General features: G+C 42.2%; 16 protein-coding genes and 1 pseudogene. 10 read left to right on the plus strand and 7 right to left on the minus strand.

Going from position 1 to position 25,943, the window contains the following annotated elements; translation table 11 throughout:
- Positions 1-32: 32 nt before the first annotated feature.
- The 4 genes from BXY_RS13650 (at position 33) to BXY_RS13665 (ending at position 6,370) form a co-directional block, all read left to right on the plus strand.
- The gene (locus tag BXY_RS13650; RefSeq protein WP_149951167.1) at positions 33-2,561 is read left to right on the plus strand and encodes a TonB-dependent receptor; all 2,529 of its coding nucleotides are present in this window, start codon (positions 33-35) and stop codon (positions 2,559-2,561) included.
- A gap of 47 nt (positions 2,562-2,608) precedes the next feature.
- Positions 2,609-3,451 (plus strand): DUF5689 domain-containing protein, encoded by an 843-nt coding sequence (locus BXY_RS13655; protein ID WP_149951169.1) that lies wholly within the window; start codon positions 2,609-2,611, stop codon positions 3,449-3,451.
- A 20-nt stretch (positions 3,452-3,471) separates the two neighbouring features.
- Complete coding sequence (locus BXY_RS13660) at positions 3,472-5,424, plus strand: DUF6359 domain-containing protein (RefSeq protein WP_004313873.1); 1,953 nt, start codon at positions 3,472-3,474, stop codon at positions 5,422-5,424.
- 97 nt (positions 5,425-5,521) lie between these two features.
- Entirely contained in the window at positions 5,522-6,370 is an 849-nt protein-coding gene (locus tag BXY_RS13665) for a DNA/RNA non-specific endonuclease (RefSeq protein WP_032842026.1), read from the plus strand.
- Between the two features lie 48 nt (positions 6,371-6,418).
- Here BXY_RS13665 and BXY_RS23930 read toward each other — a convergent pair whose 3' ends face one another.
- Positions 6,419-7,429, minus strand: a complete 1,011-nt coding sequence (locus BXY_RS23930) for a PD-(D/E)XK nuclease domain-containing protein (protein WP_457851321.1) — start codon at positions 7,427-7,429, stop codon at positions 6,419-6,421.
- Positions 7,424-7,971, minus strand: a pseudogene (locus BXY_RS23880) (AAA family ATPase); the annotation flags it as partial. The gene BXY_RS23930 and the pseudogene BXY_RS23880, both read right to left, overlap by 6 nt.
- A gap of 191 nt (positions 7,972-8,162) precedes the next feature.
- On the opposite strand from BXY_RS23880, the gene BXY_RS13675 reads away from it, so the two are divergent.
- The 3 genes from BXY_RS13675 (at position 8,163) to BXY_RS13685 (ending at position 14,673) form a co-directional block, all read left to right on the plus strand.
- Complete coding sequence (locus tag BXY_RS13675) at positions 8,163-9,728, plus strand: ATP-binding protein (RefSeq protein WP_008642853.1); 1,566 nt, start codon at positions 8,163-8,165, stop codon at positions 9,726-9,728.
- A gap of 1,632 nt (positions 9,729-11,360) precedes the next feature.
- Positions 11,361-11,810, plus strand: coding sequence for a hypothetical protein (locus tag BXY_RS13680; RefSeq protein WP_004309583.1), 450 nt, complete (start codon positions 11,361-11,363; stop codon positions 11,808-11,810).
- A 301-nt stretch (positions 11,811-12,111) separates the two neighbouring features.
- Positions 12,112-14,673, plus strand: coding sequence for an outer membrane beta-barrel family protein (locus tag BXY_RS13685; protein WP_208946817.1), 2,562 nt, complete (start codon positions 12,112-12,114; stop codon positions 14,671-14,673).
- Between the two features lie 27 nt (positions 14,674-14,700).
- Here BXY_RS13685 and BXY_RS13690 read toward each other — a convergent pair whose 3' ends face one another.
- The 5 genes from BXY_RS13690 to BXY_RS13710 form a co-directional block, all read right to left on the minus strand.
- Complete coding sequence (locus tag BXY_RS13690) at positions 14,701-16,074, minus strand: glucoamylase family protein (protein WP_008024291.1); 1,374 nt, start codon at positions 16,072-16,074, stop codon at positions 14,701-14,703.
- Between the two features lie 48 nt (positions 16,075-16,122).
- Entirely contained in the window at positions 16,123-18,432 is a 2,310-nt protein-coding gene (gene bglX / locus BXY_RS13695; protein WP_004324488.1) for a beta-glucosidase BglX, read from the minus strand.
- 142 nt (positions 18,433-18,574) lie between these two features.
- Positions 18,575-20,107, minus strand: coding sequence for a RagB/SusD family nutrient uptake outer membrane protein (locus tag BXY_RS13700; RefSeq protein ID WP_015532210.1), 1,533 nt, complete (start codon positions 20,105-20,107; stop codon positions 18,575-18,577).
- 64 nt (positions 20,108-20,171) lie between these two features.
- Positions 20,172-23,237: a SusC/RagA family TonB-linked outer membrane protein gene (locus BXY_RS13705; protein WP_151926841.1), complete on the minus strand. Its 3,066-nt coding sequence runs from the start codon at positions 23,235-23,237 to the stop codon at positions 20,172-20,174.
- Between the two features lie 247 nt (positions 23,238-23,484).
- A complete protein-coding gene (locus BXY_RS13710; protein ID WP_151926840.1) occupies positions 23,485-24,375 on the minus strand; it encodes a carbohydrate kinase family protein in 891 nt (296 codons plus the stop codon).
- 310 nt (positions 24,376-24,685) lie between these two features.
- Between BXY_RS13710 and BXY_RS13715 the strand changes: the two genes are divergently transcribed.
- From BXY_RS13715 to BXY_RS13725, 3 genes are all read left to right on the plus strand, one after another.
- The gene (locus BXY_RS13715; RefSeq protein ID WP_008770401.1) at positions 24,686-24,934 is read left to right on the plus strand and encodes a hypothetical protein; all 249 of its coding nucleotides are present in this window, start codon (positions 24,686-24,688) and stop codon (positions 24,932-24,934) included.
- 86 nt (positions 24,935-25,020) lie between these two features.
- Complete coding sequence (locus tag BXY_RS13720) at positions 25,021-25,569, plus strand: hypothetical protein (protein ID WP_015532213.1); 549 nt, start codon at positions 25,021-25,023, stop codon at positions 25,567-25,569.
- Positions 25,570-25,584: 15 nt separating this feature from the next.
- Positions 25,585-25,905 carry a helix-turn-helix domain-containing protein gene (locus BXY_RS13725; RefSeq protein ID WP_008770400.1) on the plus strand — a complete coding sequence of 107 codons (321 nt, stop codon included), beginning with the start codon at positions 25,585-25,587 and terminating at the stop codon, positions 25,903-25,905.
- The last annotated feature ends 38 nt before the right edge of the window (positions 25,906-25,943 follow it).

Raw genomic sequence — 25,943 nt, forward strand, 5'->3', positions numbered from 1 at the left:
AAAGACCAATTAACATTAATATAAATTAAATTATGAAACAACGACTAGGGTTAGCGATCGTGCTATTTTGCTTAATGCCAGCACTTTTTGCGCAGCAAAAGGCAAAGCAAAACGCCCGTGAGGACAATGCTTCTTTCATGTTTACAGAATCACAATTGAATGAGGATGATGATGCAGCACAGAGCACATCTGCATTGGTCACTTCTAACAATGATGTTTATCTGTCAAATGTAGGTTATCTGTTTAGCCCAATGAGATTTCGTGTAAGGGGATATGATTCCCAGTACAGTGACATGTATATCAATGGGGTACAGTTTAATGATGCAGAAACAGGACGTTTCAGCTACGGATTAATAGGAGGATTGAACGATGCTACCCGTAATAAGGAAGGGATCGGTCCTTTTGAATTTAACAACTTTACTTTTGGTGCGATAGGAGGTGCCACCAATATCAATTTACGTGCCAGCCAATATGCGGCTGGCTCAAAACTAACACTGTCAGGTAGTAACCGCAACTACATTTTGCGTGGAATGTATACTTATTCTACAGGTCTGATGAACAATGGTTGGGCATTTACCGGATCATTAGGTTATCGCTGGGGTAATGAGGGAAATATTGAAGGAATCAAATATAATTCTTTTTCTTACTTCCTCGGTGCGGAGAAAGTATTCAACGAACGCCATAGTCTCTCTTTGGCAACTTGGGGAACACCGACAGAGAGAGGACAGCAAATGGCGGCAACCGAAGAAGCTTATTATTTAGCGAACAGTCATTATTATAATCCGAACTGGGGATATCAGAATGGAGAAAAACGAAATGCACGTATTGTACGTCAGTTCGAACCATCGGCTATTGCTTCATGGAATTTCACTATTGATGATAATAAGAAATTAGTGACAAGTGCCGGATTCAAATATTCTAACTATGGGAAAAGTGCTCTAGGCTGGAATGGTAATGCGGCCGATCCACGCCCGGATTATTATAAAAAGTTGCCTAGCTCAATCTTTGATGTATGGGAATCTGTTCCTACTGCCGATGAATTGCAGCAGTTTAATGAAGTTACAGATAATTGGAAAAATAATAAAGCTTATCGTCAGTTAGATTGGGATGCTCTTTATTTTGCCAATAAACAGGCGAATGCATTAGGTAAAGAGACACTTTATTATGTAGAAGAACGTCATGATGATCAGTTGGCTTTCAACTTTAGTTCGGTATTCAATCATCAATGGAATGAACACAACAGCTACATTGCGGGAGTTGCCGTGAATACAACCAAAGGTATGCATTATAAAAAAATGAAGGATTTGCTGGGCGGACAGCTTTATACTGACGTCGACAAATTTGCAGTGCGCGATCATGGAGCTAGTTCCAGTATGGTGCAAAATGATCTTGATAATCCTAACCGCCGTATTGGTGAAGGTGATAAATTTGGTTATGATTATAACATCTATGTGAATAAGCAGAGTGCATGGGTGCGTTATCAGGGTAACAATGGCGGGTCATTAAACTATTTTGCTTCCGGTAAGATAGGATCTACACAGATGTTCCGCGATGGATTGATGAGAAACGGACGTGCTCCGTTGAAATCACTTGGTAGCAGCGGTACGGCTAAATTCCTTGAAGGAGGTATAAAAGCCGGTTTGAATTGGGCTATCAATGGTAACCATTCTTTCACGTTGAATGCCGGATATGAAGAACGTGCACCGTTGGCCTATAACTCTTTTATTGCTCCACGTATTAAGAATGACTTTGTGAGAGACTTGAAAACAGAGCGCATCATTGGTGGTGATTTGACTTATAACTTCAACACTCCATGGGTGATGGGACGTTTGACTGGTTATTACACTCGCTTCCAGAATCAGGTAGAAATGGATGCTTTTTATAATGATAGCGAAGCACGTTTCACTTATCTTTCTATGAATGGCATTGAAAAGGAACATTGGGGAATAGAAGCAGCGGCTACCTTTAAGTTGACAAGTGAACTTTCATTGACGGCTATCGGTACTTGGAGTGAAGCTAAATACACCAATAATCCGGATGCTGTATTGACATATGAAAGTGAGAATGAGTCAAACCTCGATCGTGTTTATGCTAAAGGTATGCGTGCTAATGGTACTCCGCTTTCTGCTTATAGCCTTGCTTTGGATTATAACGTAAAAGGTTGGTTCTTCAATTTGACCGGAAACTATTATGATCGTGTATATATCGATTTCTCAAGCTATCGTCGTCTTGGCAGCGTATTGGATAAAAATGGTGCCGGCGTAGATGCTAATGGAAATCCGGTTCTCCATGTACCGGGTCAGGAGAAACTGGATGGTGGATTTATGTTGGATGCTTCCATCGGAAAATACATTCGTTTACGCAATGGAAAGAGCATTAGCCTTAATTTGAGTTTGACTAATATCTTGAACAATACAGATTTGCGTACAGGTGGTTTCGAACAGAACCGTGATGATAATTACAAAGACGGTGACGCACGTGTTTACAAGTTTTCTAAGAACTCTAAGTATTTCTACGCATTCCCGTTCAACGCTTTCTTGAACATTGGTTATAGATTTTAAGAATGTGTAGTTATCAATCCAAAACAATAAGAAAGGAAGAAACAATTATGAAGAAATTACTATCTATATTATGTACCGGATTGCTGCTATGTGGCGCAGGTCTCACTTCCTGTGAGAACTATGATGATCCGGTGACGGGAAATGCTTATGGCAATAATTCAATCCCGGAAGGACGCACCATTTCAATAGCTGCGCTGAAAGAGAAATACAATGATTTCATTGATACAAGTAAAGATACCTATACCACTATCGAAGGTGAAACGCGCATTGAAGGAGTGATTACCTGCGATGACGAAAGTGGGAACTTATATAAGAAGCTGGTGGTAGCAGATGAGACAGGTGCTATCGTTATTGGTGTTAATGCAACCGGATTGTATGCATTCTGCTCGGTAGGACAGAAAGTGGTAATCGACTGTAAGGGTTTGCAGATAGGTAGCTATCGTAAACAGGCACAGATCGGAACAGTATATAATAATTCTGTAGGCCGTATGCCGGAATATGTGTGGAAACAACATGTACGTCTGATTAATGAACCTAAATTATACTATCCAGAACTAACACCGATTGAAATTACTACTCCAGCTGATCTTGCTGCTATAGACTTGAAAGAAGCTCCGGTACTGGTTACTTTCAAAGATATAAAACTTTCCGAAGCAGATGGAACAGCGACTTATGCTCCAGGAGATGAAGGTTCGGTAAAACGTTATTTCACTTATGCTGACGGAACGCAGAGTGGAAGTAATCTATTCCTTTATACCAGTGCTTATGCAAACTTTTCAATGGAAGTAATGCCGCAAGGTAGTGTAAATATTACAGGTATTTTGTTGCGTTACAATAACCAGTGGGAGGTTGTTGTTCGTACTTTAAGCGATATCAAACGAAATAATTAATTCAATTAACACATATAATTATGAAAAAGATTCTAAATGCTTTATTCTTGACACTGCTTGCGGTGTTCACATTTAGTTCATGTAGTGATGTACCGGCTCCTTATGATATATTGGGAGAAGGTGATGTTCCGGGATTGACGGGTGATGGTACGAAAGAAAATCCATATAGCATAGAAGCAGCACAACAGAAACAAGACGGTACAATTGCTTGGGTGCAAGGATATATTGTGGGTACTGTAGAAAATTACGAAGATCCTTCTGGAAGTGCAAAATTTGCAGCACCATTTACAGCTAAAAATAATCTGTTGATAGCTGCTAGTGCAACAGAGACAAATGTAAAGAATTGTGTTTGCGTGCAATTAAGTTCTGGAACAGAGCTGTATTCGAAATTAAACCTTGCAGAAAATGCCACTAATTTGGGACATATTCTTGCTATCCAGGGTTCATTGGAAAAATTCTATGGATTTCCAGGAGTGAAGAGTACAACTGCAGCGACATTAGATGGTAAAGATGTTGGTGGAAGTGGTGAAACAGATCCGGATAATCCTCTCGGACTGGATGATTCTAATCCTGTGAACTCATTCTCTGCTACTTTTGATGATGCAGTAAATAATAACGATTATCTTTTGACAAACTGGTATAATGTAGCTGTTACTGGTGGCAGACGTTGGCAAGGAAAAATCTTTAATAATACAGATAAATATATTCAGGCTACTTCTTACAATGCTTCAGGTAGTAATTTTGAATGTTGGTTCGTAACTCCGGCTTTTAAGGTTGATGAAATCGCAGATAAGACTGTCTCTTTCAAGTGTGCGGTTTATAATTATGCAACAGCAGCTGCTAATTCTAATTTGGAAGTTTACTTCTTGAAATTAGTGAATGGTAAGATGGAATCTAGTAAGCTGACAATTGATGGGATGCCTACAACTGATAACACATGGGTGCCATTGGAAGCTAAGTTGGATAGTTATGCAGGACAAACGGGTTTTGTTGGATTCAAATATACTAGTACAAGTAGCACAGAAGCTTTAAGCTATCGTTTAGATGATATTCAAGCAGGAAAAGGCCAAGGTGGTGGAGAAACCCCGGGAGAAGGTACAGAGTTATTAACTAATGGAGGATTTGAAAACTGGGCAGATGGATATCCGATAGGTTGGAAGTCTACATCTACAGCTGGTAATGCGACTCTTGAACAGTCTACTGATAAACGGAGTGGTACGTATTCTGTTTTAGTAAAGGGAGTTTCATCAAGTAATAAGCGGCTTGGTAGCGCAGAAATGACATTAAAAGCTGGTACTTATATGTTCTCTGCTTATTTTAAGGCTGCTACAGCAGATATAGCAAGTGCTCGTTTAGGCTATGTTCCTGTTGATGAGACTGGTAAAGCTGGAAGTTATGTATATGATGCTGATTATGTAAATGGTATATCTAATGAAGATTGGGTTACGAAAAGCTTTACATTTACTTTAAGTGGAGAACAAAAGATATGCTTGGTTATCATGAATTCGGGAAATCCAGGAAAAGATTTGTTAGTAGACGATGTTAGTTTAAAAACTGAAGATGGAGGTATTGTAGGAGGTGTGGAAGAACCTGATCCTGAACCGGGTGATGCTGATGGAACAGAAGCACATCCATATTCTGCTGCAGATGTAATAACACTTAATAGTACTCGGAAAGGTCCTTTTTATGTAAAGGCTTATATTGTTGGTGCTGCAGATGGTGCGATGAGTAAAATTCAAACATCTAATTTTAGTGTAGATACTAATATTGTAGTTGCTGACAAACAAGGTGAGACAGAAGTTAATAAACTGGTTCCTGTACAGCTGCCTTCTGGGGCTATCCGTACAGCGTGGGCATTGAAAACGAATCCAGACAAGCTTGGAAAACAGGTTATTATTCAGGCTAATTTGGAAAACTATTTTAGTACTCCTGGATTGAAATCTCCAACTAGTATTACAGAGGTGGGGAAATAAAAAATAGTTGTAAGATACAAGAAAGCTGCCCTCCACAAGAGTGGCAGCTTTTCATCTTTTGATGATTAATTATAATTTAATGTTTAGGAAGAAGGAAATGAAGTATAGAGGAATTAATGTGTGGGTAGCTTGTTTGTGTTTGCTTTTAGCTGCTTGTGATAAAGATGAAAACAACAACTCCAATAATTTTGCCACCGGCATCGTAGAACTCCCTGCCCTTCGTAATGGTGCAAACGATGTGTTTGTAACTCATTATACCACATTCAATGGGCAGAAAGTAACCTCTTTCAGTATGGAATACGATAAGAGTAAGAAACATTCCCGTTGGATTGCATTCCGGTTTGACAATCAAACAAAACAGCAAAATGTATCACGTAGTGATGAGCCTTTTGATGCTGATCCAGCTATTGGTTCACAGTATCAACGTGTACAAGCAGATTTTGGAAAACAAGGTTATGACAGAGGACATCTTTGTGCTTCCGCCGACAGACTTTATTCACGTGAGGTAAATGAACAGACTTTTTATTACACTAATATGAGTCCTCAACGAAATAAATTTAATACAGGCATTTGGTTGACTTTGGAGGGACAAGTGCAATCATGGGGGCGTAGCTGTACAGCTTCAGATACTTTGTATGTAGTAAAAGGAGGAACGATTGATAAGGAAGATCAGATCAGAGGATATATTAGTAACGACCGTAGCAAGCCCATTCCTAGATATTATTATATGGCTTTGTTGTTTAAAAAAGGAGATTCATTCAAAGCGATCGCTTTTTGGATGGAGCATACCGACACTCCGAAATCAACAAAGTTAGTTGATTATGCATTATCAATAGACGAACTGGAAAAAAAGACAGGAATTGATTTCTTTCCGAATCTGAATGATAATTTAGAAAATGCGCTTGAGGCTACGTATTCAACAAAAGCGTGGCCGGGATTGGAATAAGATCACCACGTTAATAATAACAGTCTCTTTGTCAAGGCAGGGTATACTTCAGGATGCTACCACCCATTTCTCGATATTACGGGTTTTCTCACTGAAGTTAATTCCTATCTTGAATAGTTTGCGTCCATCCGCTTCGAAAGGCAGCGCATAGCGTTTGTTGTTAATCTGCTGCAAAGCCTCTTCTGCTGTTCCGTTTAGCTTGAATTCCATAATATAAATGAATTTGTCTGTTTGCAGAATGAGATCTACACGTCCGTTATTGGTGTGGTATTCCACTTTGGTATAGAAACCAACCAATTTGAAAACAATGAAAAGCACGTTCTCATAATGTAATTCCTGATTTCGGATAACTTCGTAAGTCGTATCGGCGAAGAAACTCTGAAGGCGGCGGAAGAAAGAATCATAATCACCTATCTCTATTTCATGGACAAACTTTTGAATCTCAAACGGGGATTCTACCTTATTCACATTTGCATAAAAAGGAAGTAGAAAACGAATGAATCCTTCTTCTACTTCACGGTTGGGGAAACCTAAACGGTATATGCCAAAACGTTCGTCATATCCTTTAATGGTGAGGTATCCGCTTTGGTAAATCACTGGAATCGGGTTGGTTGATTCGGAGTCGATGCTATTCAGTACTTGTGCATCAGTTTCTTCGTGTGCCATCCGTTCCAGATCATAATGATGCTTTTTTAGTAACTTAACCAGATAGGTAGGTGTCCCCGTCTCAAACCAATAACTGCCGAATTCTTTATATTTGAAAGCGTTGAGCAGACTAAACGGATTATATATACCGATAGAATTATGTGTAAAATGATAGCCATCATAATATTCTTTTAGTTTTGTACAGAGCTTGTCATACGACAAACCTTGCGTCTCTGCAAACTCATGAAGTTCGATATCTAAGTTTTCATGAAGCTCCTGATCGCTGACACCGCAGATTTCAACATAATCTTTTCGCATTGAGATGTCATCCAAATTATTCAAGTCGCTAAACACACTGACTTTGCCAAACTTTGTAACGCCGGTCAAGAACGCAAACTTTATATAGCCATCCATTGTTTTGAGTGCCCCATAGAAAGGTTTTAAAGTATCCCGGAATTGTTTTTGTAATTCTTCGTTGCCGATGGCTTGCAACATGGGCTTATCATATTCATCTACCAAAATAACTACGCGTTGTCCTGCCTGCTTGCAGGCGCGTTCTATGATACCGGCAAAACGCAGGGAAAATGAGCGTTCGGATGGCTCGGCACCATAGAGCTTTTCCCATGCAGTCAACGATTTTTCGAGTATATTATCCAGACTTTCCGGCGTATCATATTTTTCGATATTAAGGTCCAGATGTAGTATCGGATATTTAATCCAATCCTTTTCCAACCTTTCTACAGCCAGTCCTGTAAACAGTTCTTTTTTCCTTGAAAATAGGCTTCAAGAGTAGAGATGAGCAGACTCTTTCCGAAGCGGCGCGGGCGGCTTAAGAAATAGTAACTACCGGTTTTTACCATTTGATACATCAAAGCCGTTTTATCAATATATAAATAGCCGTCATTACGAATCTTTTCGAAATTCTGTATGCCAATGGGATAAATTTTAGTGCTCATATACTCCGGTTTTATAAATCAATTACACAAAGATAATAAATTTCCGGGTACTTCATTGCTTTTAAAAAGAGGAAAGTATAAGTATAGTTTGCTTTTAACTGAATGAAGTGTAGAAAACAGTACGTACTGTTTGAAGTCTATATTTTAATGCCTATATTTGTCTACATTTCAATTTTATAAGGATAGGCATTATGGATACTACTTTCAGAATATACCCGATAGGGATACAGAATTTTGAAGACTTACGCAATAATAACAACGTTTATGTAGATAAGACGGAGTTGATTTATCGTTTGGCTAATACCAATAAGGTTTATTTTTTGAGTCGTCCCCGTCGTTTTGGAAAAAGTTTGCTGGTGTCCACTCTTGATGCTTATTTTCGGGGGAAGAAGGACTTGTTTCAAGGTTTGGCAATGGAGCGTTTGGAGAAAGAGTGGAATGTTTATCCGGTGTTGCACCTTGATTTCAGTATGACAAAGTACACAGCACTTTCCGACCTTTTGGGACAGTTGAATCTGAATCTATACGATTGGGAAAAACTCTATGGAAAGGAAGAAGTAGAAGGTACGCCGGCGGAACGTTTCCGGGGAGTGATTCGTCGTGCTTATGAACAGACGGGCAAACCGGTAGTAGTACTTATTGACGAATACGATGCTCCTTTATTAGACAGTAACCATTTGCCGGAACTGCAAAATGAACTTCGAGAAGAAATGCGGAAATTCTTTAGTCCCTTGAAAGCGCAAGGAGAATATCTTCGTTTCCTTTTCCTGACAGGTATTAGCAAATTCAGTCAAATGAGTATTTTCAGTGAACTGAATAATTTGCAGAATATCAGCATGAGAGATGATTATAGTGCTATCTGTGGCATAACCGAACGGGAATTGCGTACACAATTGAAAACTGATATTGAAATGATGGCACAGGCTAATAATGAAACCTACGAGGAGGCTTGTACGCATTTGAAGCAGCAGTATGACGGATATCATTTTAGTGAGAACTGCGAAGACATTTACAATCCATTCAGTTTGTTCAATGCTTTTGCACAGAAGAAATATGCCAATTTCTGGTTTTCTACCGGGACACCTACTTTTTTAATTAATATATTGCAGCAGAGTAATTTTGATATTCGCGAATTGGATGGTGCAACGGCTACTGCAGAACAGTTTGATGCGCCAACGAGTGTTATTACCGATCCTCTTCCTGTACTTTATCAAAGCGGCTATCTTACCATCAAGGGATATGATCCGGAGTTCCAACTCTACACATTGGCTTATCCTAACAAAGAAGTGCGGAAAGGATTCATAGAATCTCTTATGCCCGCGTATGTGCATTTACCTGCCCGTGAGAATACCTTTTATGTAGTCTCTTTTATCAAGGATTTGCGTGCCGGAAAACTGACCGAATGTCTGGAGAGAATAAGGTCTTTCTTTGCTTCAATTCCCAATGATTTGGAAAATAAGCAGGAAAAACATTATCAGACAATTTTCTATTTGTTGTTCCGTTTGATGGGGCAGTATGTAGATACAGAGGTGAAAAGTGCAATCGGACGGGCAGACGTGGTAGTAAAGATGCAAGATGCCATTTATGTCTTTGAATTTAAGGTAGATGGAACTCCGGAGGAAGCACTGGAGCAAATAAATAGTAAGGGATATATTATTCCTTATCAGCCTGATCATCGGAAAGTTGTAAAAATAGGAGTTAACTTCGATAGTACGACAAGAAGTATCGGTGATTGGAAAATTGTAGAAGAAGTATAATTCTTTCTCTCCCTATTGATTTCATCAATTCCTCTTTCAACCTATCACCATCGTTCTGAAACTCTTTATTCATCGTATTTACAGAGTGGTGATAGAGGATTTGATCCAAATCATCATATTCTACCTATTCTAAATATGTTTCATGCGGCTTGCCGAATATCACTGCAAATATTCCTCTAAAAAAAGTTTTGCGATGTTTTTACTCTAACACCCTCACCTATTAGCTCAAACAGTTTATCCATCATGGTTACAGGTGTGAGGGTAAGGGTGAGGGTAAAAAGTTACCCTCACCCTGTCTAGTAATTACTTACTGGAGAATTTCCAGTTGAGGCCAGTCCCGCTTTGTTTCATTGCTTGGGACAAAGTGTTTCACACCGAGAAACAAAGTGTTTCGCTACTTGAAACACTCTGTCTTGCTATAGGAAACAAAGTGTATACCTATATCCTTTAAACTTCAGGTTTAATCAGTCAACTAAAATCAGGACGAGACAGGAAGAGGTAGGGTGAGGGTAAAAAGTTACCCTCACTCTTACCCTCACACCTGTAACCATGATGGATAAACGGTTTGAGCTAATGGGTGAGGGTGTTAGAGTAAAAACATCGCAAACTTTTTTCTGGATATTTAAAGGCCGAAATGCTCTGAAGTAATTAGCACTCTTTGACTTCATCGCAGAGATGCGATTTTGTTCCTTTCTGTTTCAGAAATGAATAAACTATGCTATCGTTAATTATACCTCGCCACTATGCTACTTTTATTTTTTCTTCTTGCCTATATTATTTTTTTGATTGCCTAATGAGTTTTCGTTTGAGTTAAGTCAAGCGATAGTTCAACTTAAGTTAAGCGTTCGTTCGACTTAAGTCAAACGAAAACTCATTAGGCTATGAAATACATATTAATAGGCAAGCAATTACCTAAAAGTAACTAATGAAATCATTAGTGGCAATTGATTCAAAACCAACATCAGTTGAGTAAGTGACTCACCCAATCAACCGTTGAACTAAATAAATTATCTCATTAGCTTGCGGAAACGAACGAGTTCTAGCTCAAAACCGGCACGGAAATGAATCAATTTTTAGGGATATGGCTGTCCTGAACCAAATCCCCCAAGAATTACAACTGAGCCGGCTTGCTGAATATACATAATTTCCTGCATTTATTTCCATATTTCCACTGCATCTAAAAAAATATGTATATCTTTGTCATACGCTTTCTGCTCATCAGCGTGATGAAACTAGCGGGAGGCGGTATATATTACTAAAATAGGAATATGTAAGTGTTATCTCTCGGAATCAGAATCTAGCGATTTAAACCAAGGAGAGATGATGCGGCAGATATTCCACGTTAACGGCTTATATCAACATATCCGTAAAAGATGTGTTATATATAAACGATTGACGTGGGTGTCTGTTGTCATTATTATCTTTTGGGAGGGTTTCGCTAGACCTTGATTCCGGATAATGGTGCAACAGCATTCACGTCTTTCTTATGTCCGGCCGGTTATGATTACCCCAGAAAATTTAACCTAACCAATTACCTGCCTGCCTGAAATACAGAAAACGTGTATGCCCGTTGTGCCACATAAACAGAATAATATCAATCTTTATTGTGGAACACATTAAAACAAAAGCATTATGCCAAAATGGATTAGCGTAGAAGAAGCGGCGGCCAAGTATGGAATCAACAAAGAAGTTATTTGGCTTTGGGCAGAGATGAAAAGATTCCCGATGTCCTATGAGAAAGGCATCACCACTGTCGATGAAGAAAGCCTTATCGGATTTCTTCATCAGAATAAGGATCGAATTACAGCCGAGTATATCGACACATTGGAAGAACTATGTATTGAAAAAGCAAATATCTGTAACTTATATGTTAAAATTATTGGCTGTCAGGACAAGGAACTCTTGTGTCAAAGGGAACAAATTGTCCGAATGAAAGAGATACAAACAGCTATGAAAAGGCAAAACAGCCGACTCCGGGATTGCGAGAAAGTGTTCACGGAATATGAAGAGAACTTTAGTACCTGCTGGATTGGAAGAATCTGCGCTCACTTAAGGCGACTGATACGGTTGATGCGACGGTAAATACCATCCTATCTCATTTTAAATATGGAATAACTGATACCGTTGAACAGAAATGTCTAAAAGTACTCTTGAATAGAAACATTTAAAGATGCCCCTGAATAGATATATTTAAAGATATCCCTGAACAAAAATGTTTAAAAATACTAGAAATATACTGTAGTAAGATTTTTTATCCATTCGTTTTATATTCTTAACTCCGAAAAATTCGTAAGTGTGGATAAACCAACTACTTTTGACCTTCAACTTTGCAGCATTTTTGAATGTCCTGCGTCTAATAAACATAAACTAAATATTTCTAGTCATGAAACACAGACTGTTACTACTAATTCTATTCGTGTTCGCTACCTCCGTGGCGGGATGGGCACAAAAATCCACAGCTCCTTCTTATACTGTCAAAGGAGTACTTCTTGATTCTCTAACACAAGAGGGAGAACCGTATGCAACGATTAAGATTACTCCCAAAAATGCTCCGGATAAAGCAGTCAAGATGGCGGTGACTGGGGCGAATGGTAAATTTCAGGAGAAACTGAATGTCGCTGCGGGCAATTACATCATCACCATTTCTTCGATTGGTAAAGCGCCGATAGTAAAGGAATTTACTCTAAAACCGTCCGTGAAGGAGGTTGATTTGGGCACAATGATTTCTTCGGAAGCCAATAACGTATTGAAAGGAGTGGAGGTAGTTGCACAAAAACCTTTGGTAAAGGTAGATGTGGATAAGATTGAATATAATATTGAAGATGATCCGGACTCAAAATCGAACAGTATATTGGAGATGCTTCGGAAAGTGCCTTTGGTAACGGTGGATGGAGAAGACAATGTACAGGTGAACGGCAGTAGCAGTTTCAAGATACATGTGAATGGAAAGCCCAATAATATGATGAGCAATAATCCGAAGGAAGTACTGAAAAGTATGCCGGCAAACACAATCAAATATATTGAGGTGATAACTTCACCGGGAGCTAAATATGATGCGGAAGGTATCGGAGGTATTCTGAATATCGTCACAGTAGGTTCCGGATTTGAAGGCTACACGGCTACTTTCAGAGGAAATGCTAATAATAACGGAGTAGGTGCCGGCACTTACGCAATGGTGAAACAAGGTAAACTGACTGTTTCTGCCAACTATAACTACAATTATAATAATAGCCCGCGCAGCTACTCCGACAGTTACCGCGAAAACTACGAACCGGATAAAGAGAATGAAAAATATCTGGAATCGGAAAGTAGCTCCAAGTCGAAAGGGAATTTCCAGTATGGCAATTTGGAAGCCAGTTACGAGATTGATACGTTGAGGTTGCTGACCGTGGCTTTCGGAATGTACGGTAGCAGTGACAAAAGTAACAGTGGCGGAAATACGATTATGCACGGAGCTGACCGACAGGATTTTGCGTACCGTTATAGAACCGACAATCATGGAAAAGGGTCATGGTATTCTATCAACGGAAATATAGACTATCAACGTACTTCCCGAAAAAATAAAGAACGGATGATTACGCTTTCTTATAAAATCAATTCCCAACCCCAAACGAATGATTCATATAATACTTATCTGGACATCGAGCCTGATGAGAATAAACTGGATATCATCAAAGAATTGTCATTAAAGAATTTCCATTCGGACGGAAAGACAAATACGATGGAGCAGACTTTCCAGGTGGACTATACTACTCCGATTGGGAAGCTGCATACAATTGAAACCGGTGCCAAATATATTTTCCGACGTAACTCCAGTGATAATCGGTTTTATGAAGCCGAGGGAGCAAGTGAAAACTATGCATATAATGAGAATCGTAGTAGCGAGTACCGTCATTTGAATCATATTCTCTCTGCTTATGCCGGATATACGCTGAAATACAAGGGATTTACTTTCAAACCGGGATTACGTTATGAGCAAACCATACAAGAGGTGAAGTATCTGGTGGGTCCGGGCGAGAACTTTGATTCGAATTTTAGTGATCTGGTTCCTTCCGTTTCCTTGGGAATAAAACTAGGAAAGACGCAGAATTTGCGTGGTGGATATAATATGCGTATCTGGCGTCCGGGTATCTGGAATTTGAATCCTTATTTCGATAATCAGAATCCGATGTTTATCAATCAGGGAAATCCGAACCTGAAGAGTGAGAAGAGTCATTCGTTCGACTTGTCTTACAGCAGTTTTACGTCCAAGTTCAACATCAATCTTTCTTTGCGTCATTCTTTCAATAACAATGGAATTGAAAGAATCAGCCGTTTGATTACTGATAAAGACGGAGAAATCTTTGAAGGTGGGCATAAAGCTCCCTACGGTGCACTGTATAGCACATACGGTAATATCGGAAAGAGCCGGGAAACAGGATTGAACTTTTATTTGAACTGGAACGCTTCTCCTAAAACGAGAATTTACGTCAATGGACGTGGCAATTATAGCGATTTGCGGAGTCCTGCCCAAGAGTTGCACAATTATGGATGGAATGCTTCTGCTTATGGAGGAATTCAGCAGACCTTACCGGGAAAAGTACGTTTGAGCCTGAACGGCGGAGGTAGCACACCCCGAATCAGTTTGCAGGGAAAAGGTTCAGGATATAGTTATTATAGTTTGGGATTGAGCCGTTCTTTCCTGAAAGAAGAACGTCTTTCTTTGAATATTTATTGCAGCAATGTTCTGGAGAAATACAGAACTTACAATAACCACACAGAAGGAGCTAACTTTATTTCGAAGAGTTCGAGCAAATATCCGAGCCGGTATTACGGTTTCAGTATTAGCTATCGGCTTGGTGAGTTGAAAGCCAGTGTGAAGAAAGCCGCACGAAGCATCGACAATGACGATGTGAAAGGTGGCGGCGGAGGAGGTGGAAACACCGGTGGTGGAGGTGGTCAGTAGACCACTTCCGCACACCGAGATTCCCTCTTATTTCTGTCTCACGTCTTGCTTGTTGGTGTTAAAACCAAGTTTGGTTAATCCGGCCTGTACGTCGGGATGGCTCATGAAGAGTTTCCACAATAATCCGCTCCGGTAGTTTTCGATCATGACAGCAATAGGACCCTGGTCGATAGCCAGATAACGTTGCGGATACCAATTGTCCGTTTCGCTGAAAGCATCGTAGAATCCGAAAGGACCGAACACTTTATCTCCCATACCATATAGATGGCGCATCACTTGCATGGAATATTCCGGTGTATAGACAATGGATGAAAGCGCGGCGGTAGGGGAGATTACTCCTTTGTCCTCCTGCTCATTGGGCGAATGAGCTGCATATCCATCGACGGAATAGCTGGCGGTCAGTCCCCAACAATCCGGTCCGAAACCTTTGTAATGTTTAGGGTTGCGGATGCAGTAAGCACGGTTCACCAGTGTCAGGTTGCGCATTTCGTGGAAGTAGCTGGGGCAGTATTCATCTTTCAGTCCCACCGGATCAAGTCCGAGGAAAGAATATTGAGCCCAGAAAAGCGGTCCGGCTTCGGTGCCCTGATAGCGGAGGTGCAACTCGATTCCTTCCACTTTATGCGGAGAAACGATGGCTCCGTTCTGTGCCCAACCGTCATGATAGACAGCCGCAGGTACTCCGTGTGTAGGAGAAGCGGCGGCAAGAATATACATAATCATACATTCGTTGTAGCCGTGTACAGGGAAATTCATTTCCCAGCCATACGTCGGACTCCAATGCCAGTAAAGAACGTTTTGCCCGCCTTGCCGATACCAGTTCCAGTCGACATCCCGCCAAATCTGGTCGATCCGTTGGGCGAGGGCTTTCTCTTTCTCGTTTCCGTTGACGTAATATTGGTGTACGGCCAGCAGCCCTTGGATGAGGAAAGCGGTCTCTACCAGATCGCCCCCATTATCTTTCTGGCCGAATGGTTTCACTTTGCCCGTATCACCATACCACCAATGAGGGTAAGCTCCGTGGAAACGGTCTGCCTTTTCGAGGAAAGAAACAATGCGTTCCATTCGCGCCAGTCCCTCTTCGCGGGTGACGTAACCGCGGTCGATTCCTGCAAGGATAGCCATGATGCCGAAGCCGCTGCCACCAGAAGTGACTACGTTGGCATCGTTTTCAGGATAAACGCCGTCCACATGATAACGTTCGGGAGCCAAGCCGCTATTCGGCTCGGCACCTTCCCAGAAATAGAGGAAAGTCCGTCGCTGGACGGTATCCATCAGGGCGTCGTCCGATAACGAGTCGGTGGCTGCGGAAAGGTTGTTGCTTTTGCTTTTCCCTTTACAGCTCTGGAAAGTCAGGGCAACGGCGGATAGAAATAGTAACATGAGCGGAAGTGCACTCATTTCTATTATTCTTTTATATTTATCGTTCATAATCAAGGTGATAAAAGTTTAGTTTAACGTGAACTTCGCGGTTTTCACATCACGGCTGTTCGTACCGATCATCACTTCAAAGTCGCCCGGTTCGGCAACCAGTTGCAAGTCATAATTATAGTATCGAAGCATTTCCGGAGCAATCTTGAAACGGACAATCTTCATTTCTCCCGGTTCCAGGAATATCTTTTGGAAACCTTTCAGCTCTTTGACGGGACGGGTACTGCTACCCACAACGTCGCGGATATAAAGCTGTACCACTTCCGAGCCGGGCCATGTTCCGGTATTGGTAACCTCCACTGCCGCGGTCAACGAACCGTTCATGTCCATGGAAGAATGACTCAAGTCGATGTCGCTGTAAGAGAACGTCGTATAAGAAAGGCCGTAACCGAACGGATAAAGCGGATCATTATCCACATCAAGATAGTTGCTGCGGAATTTCTCGAACCATTTGCCATCTTTCAATGGGCGTCCGGTATTTTTGTGCGCATAATAAAGAGGTATCTGGCCGACATTCTTCGGGAAAGTCATGGTCAGTTTTCCACCCGGATTGACGTAACCGAAGAGGGCGTCACCAATGGCGTAAGCGGCTTCACTACCTCCGAACCATACATTCAGAATGGCAGGCACATGCTCCTGTTCCCAGTTCAGCGTAAGCGGACGTCCGGTAAATAACACCAGTACCACCGGTTTGCCTGTCTTTAAAAGTTCTTTCAACAGATTCTGTTGTACGTCGGGAATATTCAAGTCCGTACGGCTGCTGCTTTCACCGCTCATTTCAGAAGATTCGCCTAGCGCTGCGATGATGATATCCGACCGACGGGCTACGTTCAATGCTTCGTCCAGCAACTGCTGGTCGGTGCGATTGTCACGGTTCAGGGAACGGCCGAACATCGTTGCCCGTTCTTCGTAACTTGCATCACTAATCAGGTTGCTTCCTTTAGCGTACATGATATTCGCTTTTCCGGCTGTCATCTCTTTCAATCCTTCTACCAAAGAAGGGCAACGGTCGAGCACAGCTGCTACGCTCCATGTACCCGGCATATTGCTACGGCTGTTTGCCAACGGACCGATTACTGCAATATTTCCTTTTGGGTTGAAAGGCAACAACGGATTTCCGTTCGGATTACCGTCGGGACTGTCATTCTTCAGAAGAACGAAACTTTCTGCTGCAATTCTGCGGGCTGCATCACGATGGGCTTTGGTAAAGATGTCGCGTGCCGGACGTTTCGGATCGCAATATTTATAGGGATTATCAAACAATCCCAGTTTATATTTGGCTTCCAGAATACGACGGCAAGCCGTATTCAATGTTTCCATAGAGACTTTTCCTTCCTGAACGGATTTCTTCAGTGTCCCTACAAAACCCTCGCTTACCATATCCATATCCACTCCGGCGTTGATGGCACGGGCGGATACTGTCTGAAGATCGCCGATACCGTGGTCGATCATTTCTGAAATGCCGGTATAATCAGTCACTACAAAACCGTTGAATCCCCATTGTCCGCGGAGAATATCCGTCATCAGCCATTTATTGGCAGTGGCCGGAATACCGTCTACTTCATTAAAAGAAGCCATCACGCTGCCTACACCCGCTTCAACGGCTGCTTCATACGGTAGCATATAATCATTGAACATTCGTTGGCGGCTCATATCCACGGTGTTATAGTCGCGGCCGGCTTCGCCTGCCCCATATAACGCAAAGTGTTTTACGCAGGCCATGATTTCGTCATTCCGTTCCATGTTCTTCCCCTGATAGCCGCGCACCATCGCTTCGGCAATCATGGCACCGAGAAACGGGTCTTCGCCACTACCTTCGGATACGCGTCCCCAACGAGGGTCACGTGAAATATCCACCATCGGGCTGAAAGTCCATGAGATTCCATCGGCACTTGCCTCTACGGCTGCAATGCGGGCAGACTCTTCAATGGCTGTCATGTCCCAGGTGCAAGACAAACCGAGCGGGATAGGGAACATCGTTTCGTATCCGTGAATAACGTCCATCCCGAACAATAACGGAATACCCAGCCGGGAATCTTCCACAGCCTGTTTCTGTACTTCACGTATTTTCTCTACTCCTTTCAGATTGAACAATCCTCCCACTTCGCCTTTCTTGATTTTTGCGGCGATGTCGCTGCTTTTAGCCTGTCCCGTAGTGATCTCTCCGGTGACAGGAAGATTTAACTGTCCTATTTTTTCTTCCAGCGTCATTTTATTCATCAATACGTCGATGAAACGATCCATATCCTGTGGCGACTTTTGTGCCGACGCGGTTAGAAAACCTGCGGCAAACAACAGGACGGATAGACTTAACTTTTTGTATATCATATTATTATAGTTACTTTTATCTCTATTCATATAAAGTCCTCCTGATGCGTTGAATGTTCGGCACCGAGGAGGACATTGTTCGACACCGAGGAACAGTAGTTTCGGCACCGAGGAAACAACCGTTCGGCACCGAGGAACTTTCTTATTGGTAGTCGGGGTTCTGTACTAACACTCCCTTAGACTTGTCGATCTCTGTCTGTGGCAGTGGAAGCAGTGCGTTTTTGTCCTGATAATTGGTTTTACCGGCTGCGCGCAACACTTCTTTTGCAATGCCCCAACGAACGAGGTCATAGAAACGGTCGAATTCCAACCCTAATTCCACACGGCGTTCGTGGCGGATGGCCTCACGCAATTCTCCCTGATCGGTAGTCGTCACTTTAGGCAATATATTGCTATTGGTGCCTCTGGCGCGTGCGCGTACTTGTTCCAAATAGTCGATTGCTTCACCCGGAATACCTTTTTCATTAGCTGATTCGGCTCCCATCAGCAGTACATCTGCGTAGCGGATCAGACGAATGTTTACCCAGAATCCTTTGTTGGTATATTCTTTACGCAATGCCGGGTCGGTATAGGCTTTCTTATTGAAATAAGCACCCATTGCCGGGGAAACCGGAGACTCGCCGTATGGTTCGTTGGTGTTTTCCGGTGTGATAGGATCGCTGTCCGAGTGGCGGAAGTAGAGTAGGGTAGAGTTTTTGCGTGGATCACCCTGTTCGTATGCTTGCGCCATATACTCTGTTGCCATGTGCCATCCCCATCCCAAGTCCCATTGACCTGCTCCGCGTACACCTTGTACTTCACAGAACTGGCTACCGATAACGGTACTTTGAGGAAGAGCGGCAGTAGCTGTACATTGCAACTCGAATATAGAACCTCCGTTATTTTCACCATCATCCGTGAAAATCTCATTATACGGAGTCTTTAAGTTGTAGAGCCCCTTTTTGATGACATCGGTGGAGGCTGTGTACATATTGTTCCAGTCGTTGCGCATCATATAAGTACGCGCGTGTAAGGAACGGGCAGCTCCCCAAGTCAGTCGTCCGGTGTATTCGCTGCTCCATGTTTCCGGCAATGACTCTTCTGCTGTTTTCAGGTCTTTGTCAATCTGCTCATAGATTTTATCAGCGGTTGTCTTCGGGATATTGGCTTCCGAAGCGTCGTTGATTTTGTAAGTCACCAAAGGAACTTCGCCGAAAGCTCTTACCAGATTGAAGTAGCAATAAGCGCGGAAGAAAGAGGCTTCTCCCTTATTGATGATGTCTTCAGTTTCTGTTTGTCCGGCTGTTTCTTTTTCTGCAATGGCATCAAGAATCTCATTACATTGGTAGATGATGGCATAATTCTGTCCCCAATAAGCACCCAGTAGGCCGTTGGTCGGTGTATACACAAAATCATCATACATTTCGGCTACATCAGAGCCATCGCTGGCAATACTTCCTTTTTCCGAATCTTCCGAACGGAAACAGTGGATGGCAAAAGCAGGAGGGCCGGCTGTCACATTATAGTTACGCATCATCGTATAGACATTATAAATCTTCCCGTTGACCAGAGCGTTCGGATTATCATCTTCCGTAAACTGTCCTTGTGGACTACGATCCAGAAAGTCACTACAGCTGCCTAGAAATAATGTAGTTGAAGTAATAAGGGTTGCAAATATATATTTATTCAGTTTCATATAATGATAGTTTTAAAGATTAAAGTTGTGTTCCGCATGGAAAACTGGCAGTGGCACCTTGTCACTAGAATGTTAGGTTGATACCGAAGGTATAGACTGCAGGTACAGGATAACTGCCGTTATCTACTCCGAATGCGGTGGCAGTTCCTCCAAGTTCGGGAGTATATCCGGTGTTATGTTTCCATGTCTTCAAGTTCTGTATGTTGACATAGACTTTCAGAGCTTGCAGACGTATTTTGGCAATTAAGCTCTTGTCGAACGTATACGCTAACTGTACGTTGCGGATACGGAAGAATTTGCCGTCCTCAATGTAATAGTCGGAGTTGAGGTTGTTGATGGAATGTTTGGTGTTCAGCAACGGTTGGGTGTTGGACGTACCTTCTCCGTGCCAGCGGTCCAAGCGTTGTTCCAGGTAGTTGAACTGGGCAAAATTGTAGTTATCCCATGTACGGAAAATCTTGTTTCCACCTTGTCCCATCATGTCGATGCCTAACGACCAATTCTTGTAGTCTACTCCGAGAGAAAAACCGTAAGTGACCTTTGGAGTCGGGTTGCCTATCATGGTACGGTCTTCCGGGGTGATTTCTCTGTCACCGTTCACATCGGCGAATTTCAGGTCACCGGGGGTAACGGTAGCCAGTGTATTTTTGGGTGATGCGTCAATATCTGCTTGTGACTGATAAACGCCTGCCACTTTATAACCATAGAAATATCCGATAGGATAACCTGCCATTGTGTAACTTTGCTGCTTATCTCCGGCAATGATGGAATATCCTTCCTGAACAAGACTTTTTACCTCATTCTTGATAGTAGTCAGGTTGGCACTGACGGAATATCCCCAGTCACCAATCTGATCGCGCCAGGTTACAGCCATTTCCACTCCTTTATTCTGGATCTCTCCCAAGTTTCCGATACCGGGGATAGTTCCGGAAATTCCGGGAACTTCGGCTAACAAATCTTTGGTATTCTTCTTATAGTAAACACCCTCAAAATGCAAGCGGTTGCGAAGCAGGTTCGTTTCAAATCCGGCTTCCCAGGCTTCTACTTTTTCCCAACGCAGGTTAGGATTAGGAAGATAGGCAAGCTGGTATCCGGGATAAATGATGGACGGTTTACCGAATACAGCCGAATAAGCATTGGTCAATAAGGGTTCGGCAGGATAGGCTTTATCCAGGTTCTGGTTTCCTAACGTACCGTAAGATGCTTTGATTTTCAACATATCCAGCCATTTGATGTCTTTCATAAATTCTTCTTCGGACATCAACCAACCTCCACCCAGTGAGAAGAAGTTCTGCCATTCATTGCCTGTGTAGGAGAAAGCGGAAGAACCATCCCGGCGGAAAGATCCGTTGAACAGATATTTACCTTTATAGTTGTAGATCACACGTGCAAGTACGGATAATGTACTGCGTTCCCATTGAGTACTTCCATTGGTAGCGGTAGCCGCATCGCCGATGCTAACAAACCATTTGTCCGGATTATCCGGAATAACCAGTCCGACCCCCTGCTTGCGTGCTCCGTCCAATCGGCTCAACGAATTATAATAGGTAGTAAAACCGGCGGTAGCTGTCAGGTTATGATTTCCATTATCAAAGCTGTTGGTGTATGTCAATAAATAGTCGCTCTGAACTTTTGTTTCATTCTCTTTAAACTGGCTGACCTCGGTCTTGCCTGTTCCCAAAGTAGAGATCCCTCCGTTGACAGCGGCATCGTATACTTTTACGATCGGTGTATACGTCCGTCCGTTGTTCGACGCATAATCCATGGAGAACATTGCTTTGAACGTGAAATGTTTCAGGAAGTCTACTTCACCATAAATATTACCGGATGCCCGGTAGTTCTCCGCTTTGGTAGTATTCGCTTTCAATTCGACGTCTACCATCGGGTTGCTAATCTGCGCTTTCTGGAATTCGGGCAGAGCCGTATATAATCCGTATTCGTTGTTATACACCGGAGCGATAGGAGTTGCACGCAGGGCATTCAACACCTGTTTGGAATCGGCAGGAAGCATACGTGCTCCGTTGAATTGGAAACCGACTTTTAAAAAGTCCGTAATCTTATAATCATTACTTGCGTTGATGGTTACCTTGCTGAATTTCTCATGCTCGATGTTGCCTTGTTCGTAAGAGTAGCCTACGCCCAGATAGAAACTGTGTTTGGGCGAAGCCCCTGTAATACTGATGTTATTGTTTGTAATGAAAGCAGTCTGGAAAATTTCGTCTTGCCAGTCTGTATTGGCATCCCAGCCGGTATAATCGAAAGGATCGTCTCCTTGATTGGCGAGCTGTTCGTTATATAGTTCCTTGAATTGTGAACCATTCACCAGTTTCACTTTATCCACCACTTTCTTGAAACCGAAAGAAGTATTGATATTGACCAGCGTCTGCCCCTCTTTGGCTTTCTTTGTGGTAATGATGATGACACCATTCGCACCGCGAACACCGAAGATAGCCAGAGATGACGGGTCTTTCAGGATTTCCATAGATTCGATGTCCTCCGGATTCAGGAAATTGATGTTGTCATTGAATAATCCGTCGACAATGTACAGCGGTTTATATCCGTTGATGGAGTTTGTTCCGCGAATACGTATTTCCGGATCAGATCCGGCCCGGCCGGAGTTGACAATCTGCACACCTGCTACCTTTCCCTGCAGGGAAGACAGCGGATTCATTGCCGGTTTGTTGGCTAACTCTTCTCCTTTGATATTGGTGATAGAACCTGTCAAGTCTCTTTTCTTTGCACTACCGTATCCGATAACGACTGTTTCGGCTAGTACTTGTGAATCTTCTTTTAAAGTGACATTGATGACGTTCTGTGTCCCCACTTTAATGGTTTGCGAAGTCATCCCCACGTATGAAAATGCCAGTACGTCCTCCGGAGTGACAGAGATTGAATATTTACCGTCCATGTCCGTGATGGTTCCGGTGGAAGTTCCTTGTACGAGTACCGATGCGCCGATCAATGGTTCATTGGCAGCGTCCGTCACTGTTCCTGTCACCGTCTTTGTCTGTGCAAAGGCTGATGCAGAGGCCAGTAGCAGGCAAACAAGCGTCATGATGCTCTTTGACCTGATGGCTTTTTTCTGAAGATGTTGTAAAAGTCTAGTCCTCATTGCATTAAATTTTTCCATTTGTTATTATTTAGGTTGAAGTCTTTTTTCTGCCGTCTTTTGGCAAGAGTAACAAAGGAAACAAACGAAATTCAAAAAAGATTTTGGAAAAAAGAGGGAATGGTTGATTTTAACACTAAAAGAGAGGTGACTGTTGAAAAAAGTCAGGCACGAACCGGTGTTGTTCGTGCCTGAATAATAGGATGAGGATTCTCCGTCGGGGGAGGTATATCCTATGTATACGTTGTTCGTTTTATGATTTCCTGTTTTAAAACATCTGTTCCGCAGTGGTCATACATTGAATGACATCTTCTTTGCTGCCATTGAAAGGACCTGATTTCTCTATTTTTAGAGTTGACATGGCGGCTGCAAAACGTCCTGCTTCTTCGATGCCGGCACCCGATACCCGTTGGTATAGATACCCGATGGTGTAAGTGTCTCCACACCCTGTTGCATCTACCACTTCTTTGGGTTTATATGCCGGAATACGATAGAAGTCTTTTCCGTCGAAAATAAGTGATCCCATGCTTCCCAAGGTGACAAGCACTTCTTTCACGCCCCATTCATGTAATTGGCGGGCAGCTTCATGCGGATCAGAAAGACCTGTCAGCACTTCCATCTCGTGCTCGTTGACTTTCAGGAAATGGATATATTGCAGAGCCTCCCGCTTATCTGTCCAATCCACCGGATAGACGTGAGTGTCACGCACTTCACGTAAATAGCCTTGTGAGTCTACTGCAATCAACCCTTTTTGAGATAGTTCTTTGATTACTTCCAACGAGAAGTCGTCTGCCAGCAGAGAGCCGAGATGGTAGATTTGCGCATCTATATCTTTCAGCTGACCGGCAGTGAACGGATCGGCTTTCGCTAATACACGTTGAGTACGGTCGTCCGGATTGGCGCCATAGATATTCTCGAAGTATACGGAATATTTGCTTGGCAGGGCGGTTACATGAATACCCATTTCACGTAGTTGCTCCACGACGTTCATTTCAGTGGCACCAACTGCTGTTACTAAAGCGTAATTGATGTCGTTAAAATGGCGGATGGCATGTGAACAATAAAAAGCCGTTCCTCCCGGCATATAGACAGTGTTTTGGGGAGTGACTACTTTGTCTAATGTGATGTGACCGATGCAGCAAAGTTGATGTTTATTCATGTCTAACCAATTAAAAAGCCTCCAAGATAGTATCTTGAAGGCTTCTAGTTTATTTTTAGTGCGGCTGATAGCCGTAAAACATTTTGGCTATTTCGCACTTATTATCAGTTATTTACAGAGCCTTCATTTTAGTCAATGCCACCGAATTAGCCACCGACTAAGTCACGAACTCCTTTTTTTATCTAAATCAATGAACTCTTATTTGTAATACAAAGGTATCGTTTTTAATCGGATAAACCTAATTAAAGTGACAAATAATGATAAATATCGCATTTAATTTATTAACTTCACAGCGTAAAAAATATAAATTATGCAAAATAAAAGGTATCAGAATTCTTATATTAAAGGCTTAAAAAGAAATGTTATCAATAACACTATAGCAGGAATCGTTATAGCAGGAATAATATTCATTATACAACTGATAGGAGGCTGCGAACAACCGGAAATAACTCATCAAAAAACTCTCATTGACAGTCTGCAAATAAACACGAATGATGAAATTAATGACTGGGACACAGACACCACCATCTACCATACAACCACTAAACCAACTAAATAAAACATTTTTCTTGCTAAATAATCAACCTATAAGTTTATTATCTCGTTACTTTTGCGTATCTTTGTCTTACTATAAAACAAGGAGATATGACATTTGACGACATTACTGGAGACAGAAAATTATGGGCTGTACACTTTGAAGGCGAGGATGATAACGAATTTTATAAGGTGTTCAACAACTGGGCCGACGTGGTTTGGCTACGCACTTTCTTCAAGGAGAATATAGATGACTTGAACGCCTACTTTAAAATAACAGATATAAAAGAAGCTATCAGCGATACTATTGAAGATAGTGAACGCCTTCGATACATCATAATGGACATCTCCCCGGAAACCGATTTAAGCAAGATATTCCGCCCGCTGGACAACAACCAGGCTTCGGATATGATGCTGCAAAAAGAAAAGGCCCGGTTAAAACGTAAATACGGTCACTCGTCATGGCTCCGGCTATACGCTATCAAATTGATTCAAGGCAACTACATCATCACCGGAGGCGCCATCAAGCTGACGGCTACGATGCAGGAAAGAGAGCACACCAGGCAGGAACTTGTGAAAATAGACAGGGTTCGACGCTACCTGCTTGAAGAAGGAATCATTGACGACGAAGGGTTTATAGAGTATATTAGTGAATTATAATTTGGGAGGAATGATATGGAAAATCGTATGAAATCTATCGCACAAAGGCTTGAAGAACATGCTTCTCCAACGCCTTCGAAATGGCGTGAGCTGTTTGACTTCCTTGAAACAAACAAGTCTTGGCTCCGACATTCGCAAAATATTGCCATGCTGATGCTGGACAGGATGGAAGAATTAGGAATGAGCCAAAAGCAATTGGCTGAAAAAATGAATTGCAGCCCGCAATACATCTCAAAGGTGTTGAGAGGACGGGAGAACCTTTCACTCGAAACTTTGACCAAGATTGAAAACGCACTGGAAATCTCGATTATCAAAGAGGAACCGATGGCTGTATAACTCACATCGGCTGCAGTAGGAAAGATTTGCTATCAGAT

It is taken from the genome of Bacteroides xylanisolvens XB1A (assembly GCF_000210075.1).
In the GTDB taxonomy this organism is placed as follows: domain Bacteria; phylum Bacteroidota; class Bacteroidia; order Bacteroidales; family Bacteroidaceae; genus Bacteroides; species Bacteroides xylanisolvens.

Excerpts from the sequence above, each read along its gene's own strand:
- BXY_RS13650 (WP_149951167.1), top strand. The coding sequence starts at position 33 with ATGAAACAACGACTAGGGTTAGCGATCGTGCTATTTTGCTTAATGCCA.
- BXY_RS13655 (WP_149951169.1), top strand. The coding sequence starts at position 2,609 with ATGAAGAAATTACTATCTATATTATGTACCGGATTGCTGCTATGTGGC.
- BXY_RS13660 (WP_004313873.1), top strand. The coding sequence starts at position 3,472 with ATGAAAAAGATTCTAAATGCTTTATTCTTGACACTGCTTGCGGTGTTC.
- BXY_RS13665 (WP_032842026.1), top strand. The coding sequence starts at position 5,522 with ATGAAGTATAGAGGAATTAATGTGTGGGTAGCTTGTTTGTGTTTGCTT.
- BXY_RS23930 (WP_457851321.1), bottom strand. The coding sequence starts at position 7,429 with ATGGATGGCTATATAAAGTTTGCGTTCTTGACCGGCGTTACAAAGTTT.
- BXY_RS13675 (WP_008642853.1), top strand. The coding sequence starts at position 8,163 with ATGGATACTACTTTCAGAATATACCCGATAGGGATACAGAATTTTGAA.
- BXY_RS13680 (WP_004309583.1), top strand. The coding sequence starts at position 11,361 with ATGCCAAAATGGATTAGCGTAGAAGAAGCGGCGGCCAAGTATGGAATC.
- BXY_RS13685 (WP_208946817.1), top strand. The coding sequence starts at position 12,112 with ATGAAACACAGACTGTTACTACTAATTCTATTCGTGTTCGCTACCTCC.
- BXY_RS13690 (WP_008024291.1), bottom strand. The coding sequence starts at position 16,074 with ATGAGTGCACTTCCGCTCATGTTACTATTTCTATCCGCCGTTGCCCTG.
- bglX (WP_004324488.1), bottom strand. The coding sequence starts at position 18,432 with ATGATATACAAAAAGTTAAGTCTATCCGTCCTGTTGTTTGCCGCAGGT.
- BXY_RS13700 (WP_015532210.1), bottom strand. The coding sequence starts at position 20,107 with ATGAAACTGAATAAATATATATTTGCAACCCTTATTACTTCAACTACA.
- BXY_RS13705 (WP_151926841.1), bottom strand. The coding sequence starts at position 23,237 with ATGGAAAAATTTAATGCAATGAGGACTAGACTTTTACAACATCTTCAG.
- BXY_RS13710 (WP_151926840.1), bottom strand. The coding sequence starts at position 24,375 with ATGAATAAACATCAACTTTGCTGCATCGGTCACATCACATTAGACAAA.
- BXY_RS13715 (WP_008770401.1), top strand. The coding sequence starts at position 24,686 with ATGCAAAATAAAAGGTATCAGAATTCTTATATTAAAGGCTTAAAAAGA.
- BXY_RS13720 (WP_015532213.1), top strand. The coding sequence starts at position 25,021 with ATGACATTTGACGACATTACTGGAGACAGAAAATTATGGGCTGTACAC.
- BXY_RS13725 (WP_008770400.1), top strand. The coding sequence starts at position 25,585 with ATGGAAAATCGTATGAAATCTATCGCACAAAGGCTTGAAGAACATGCT.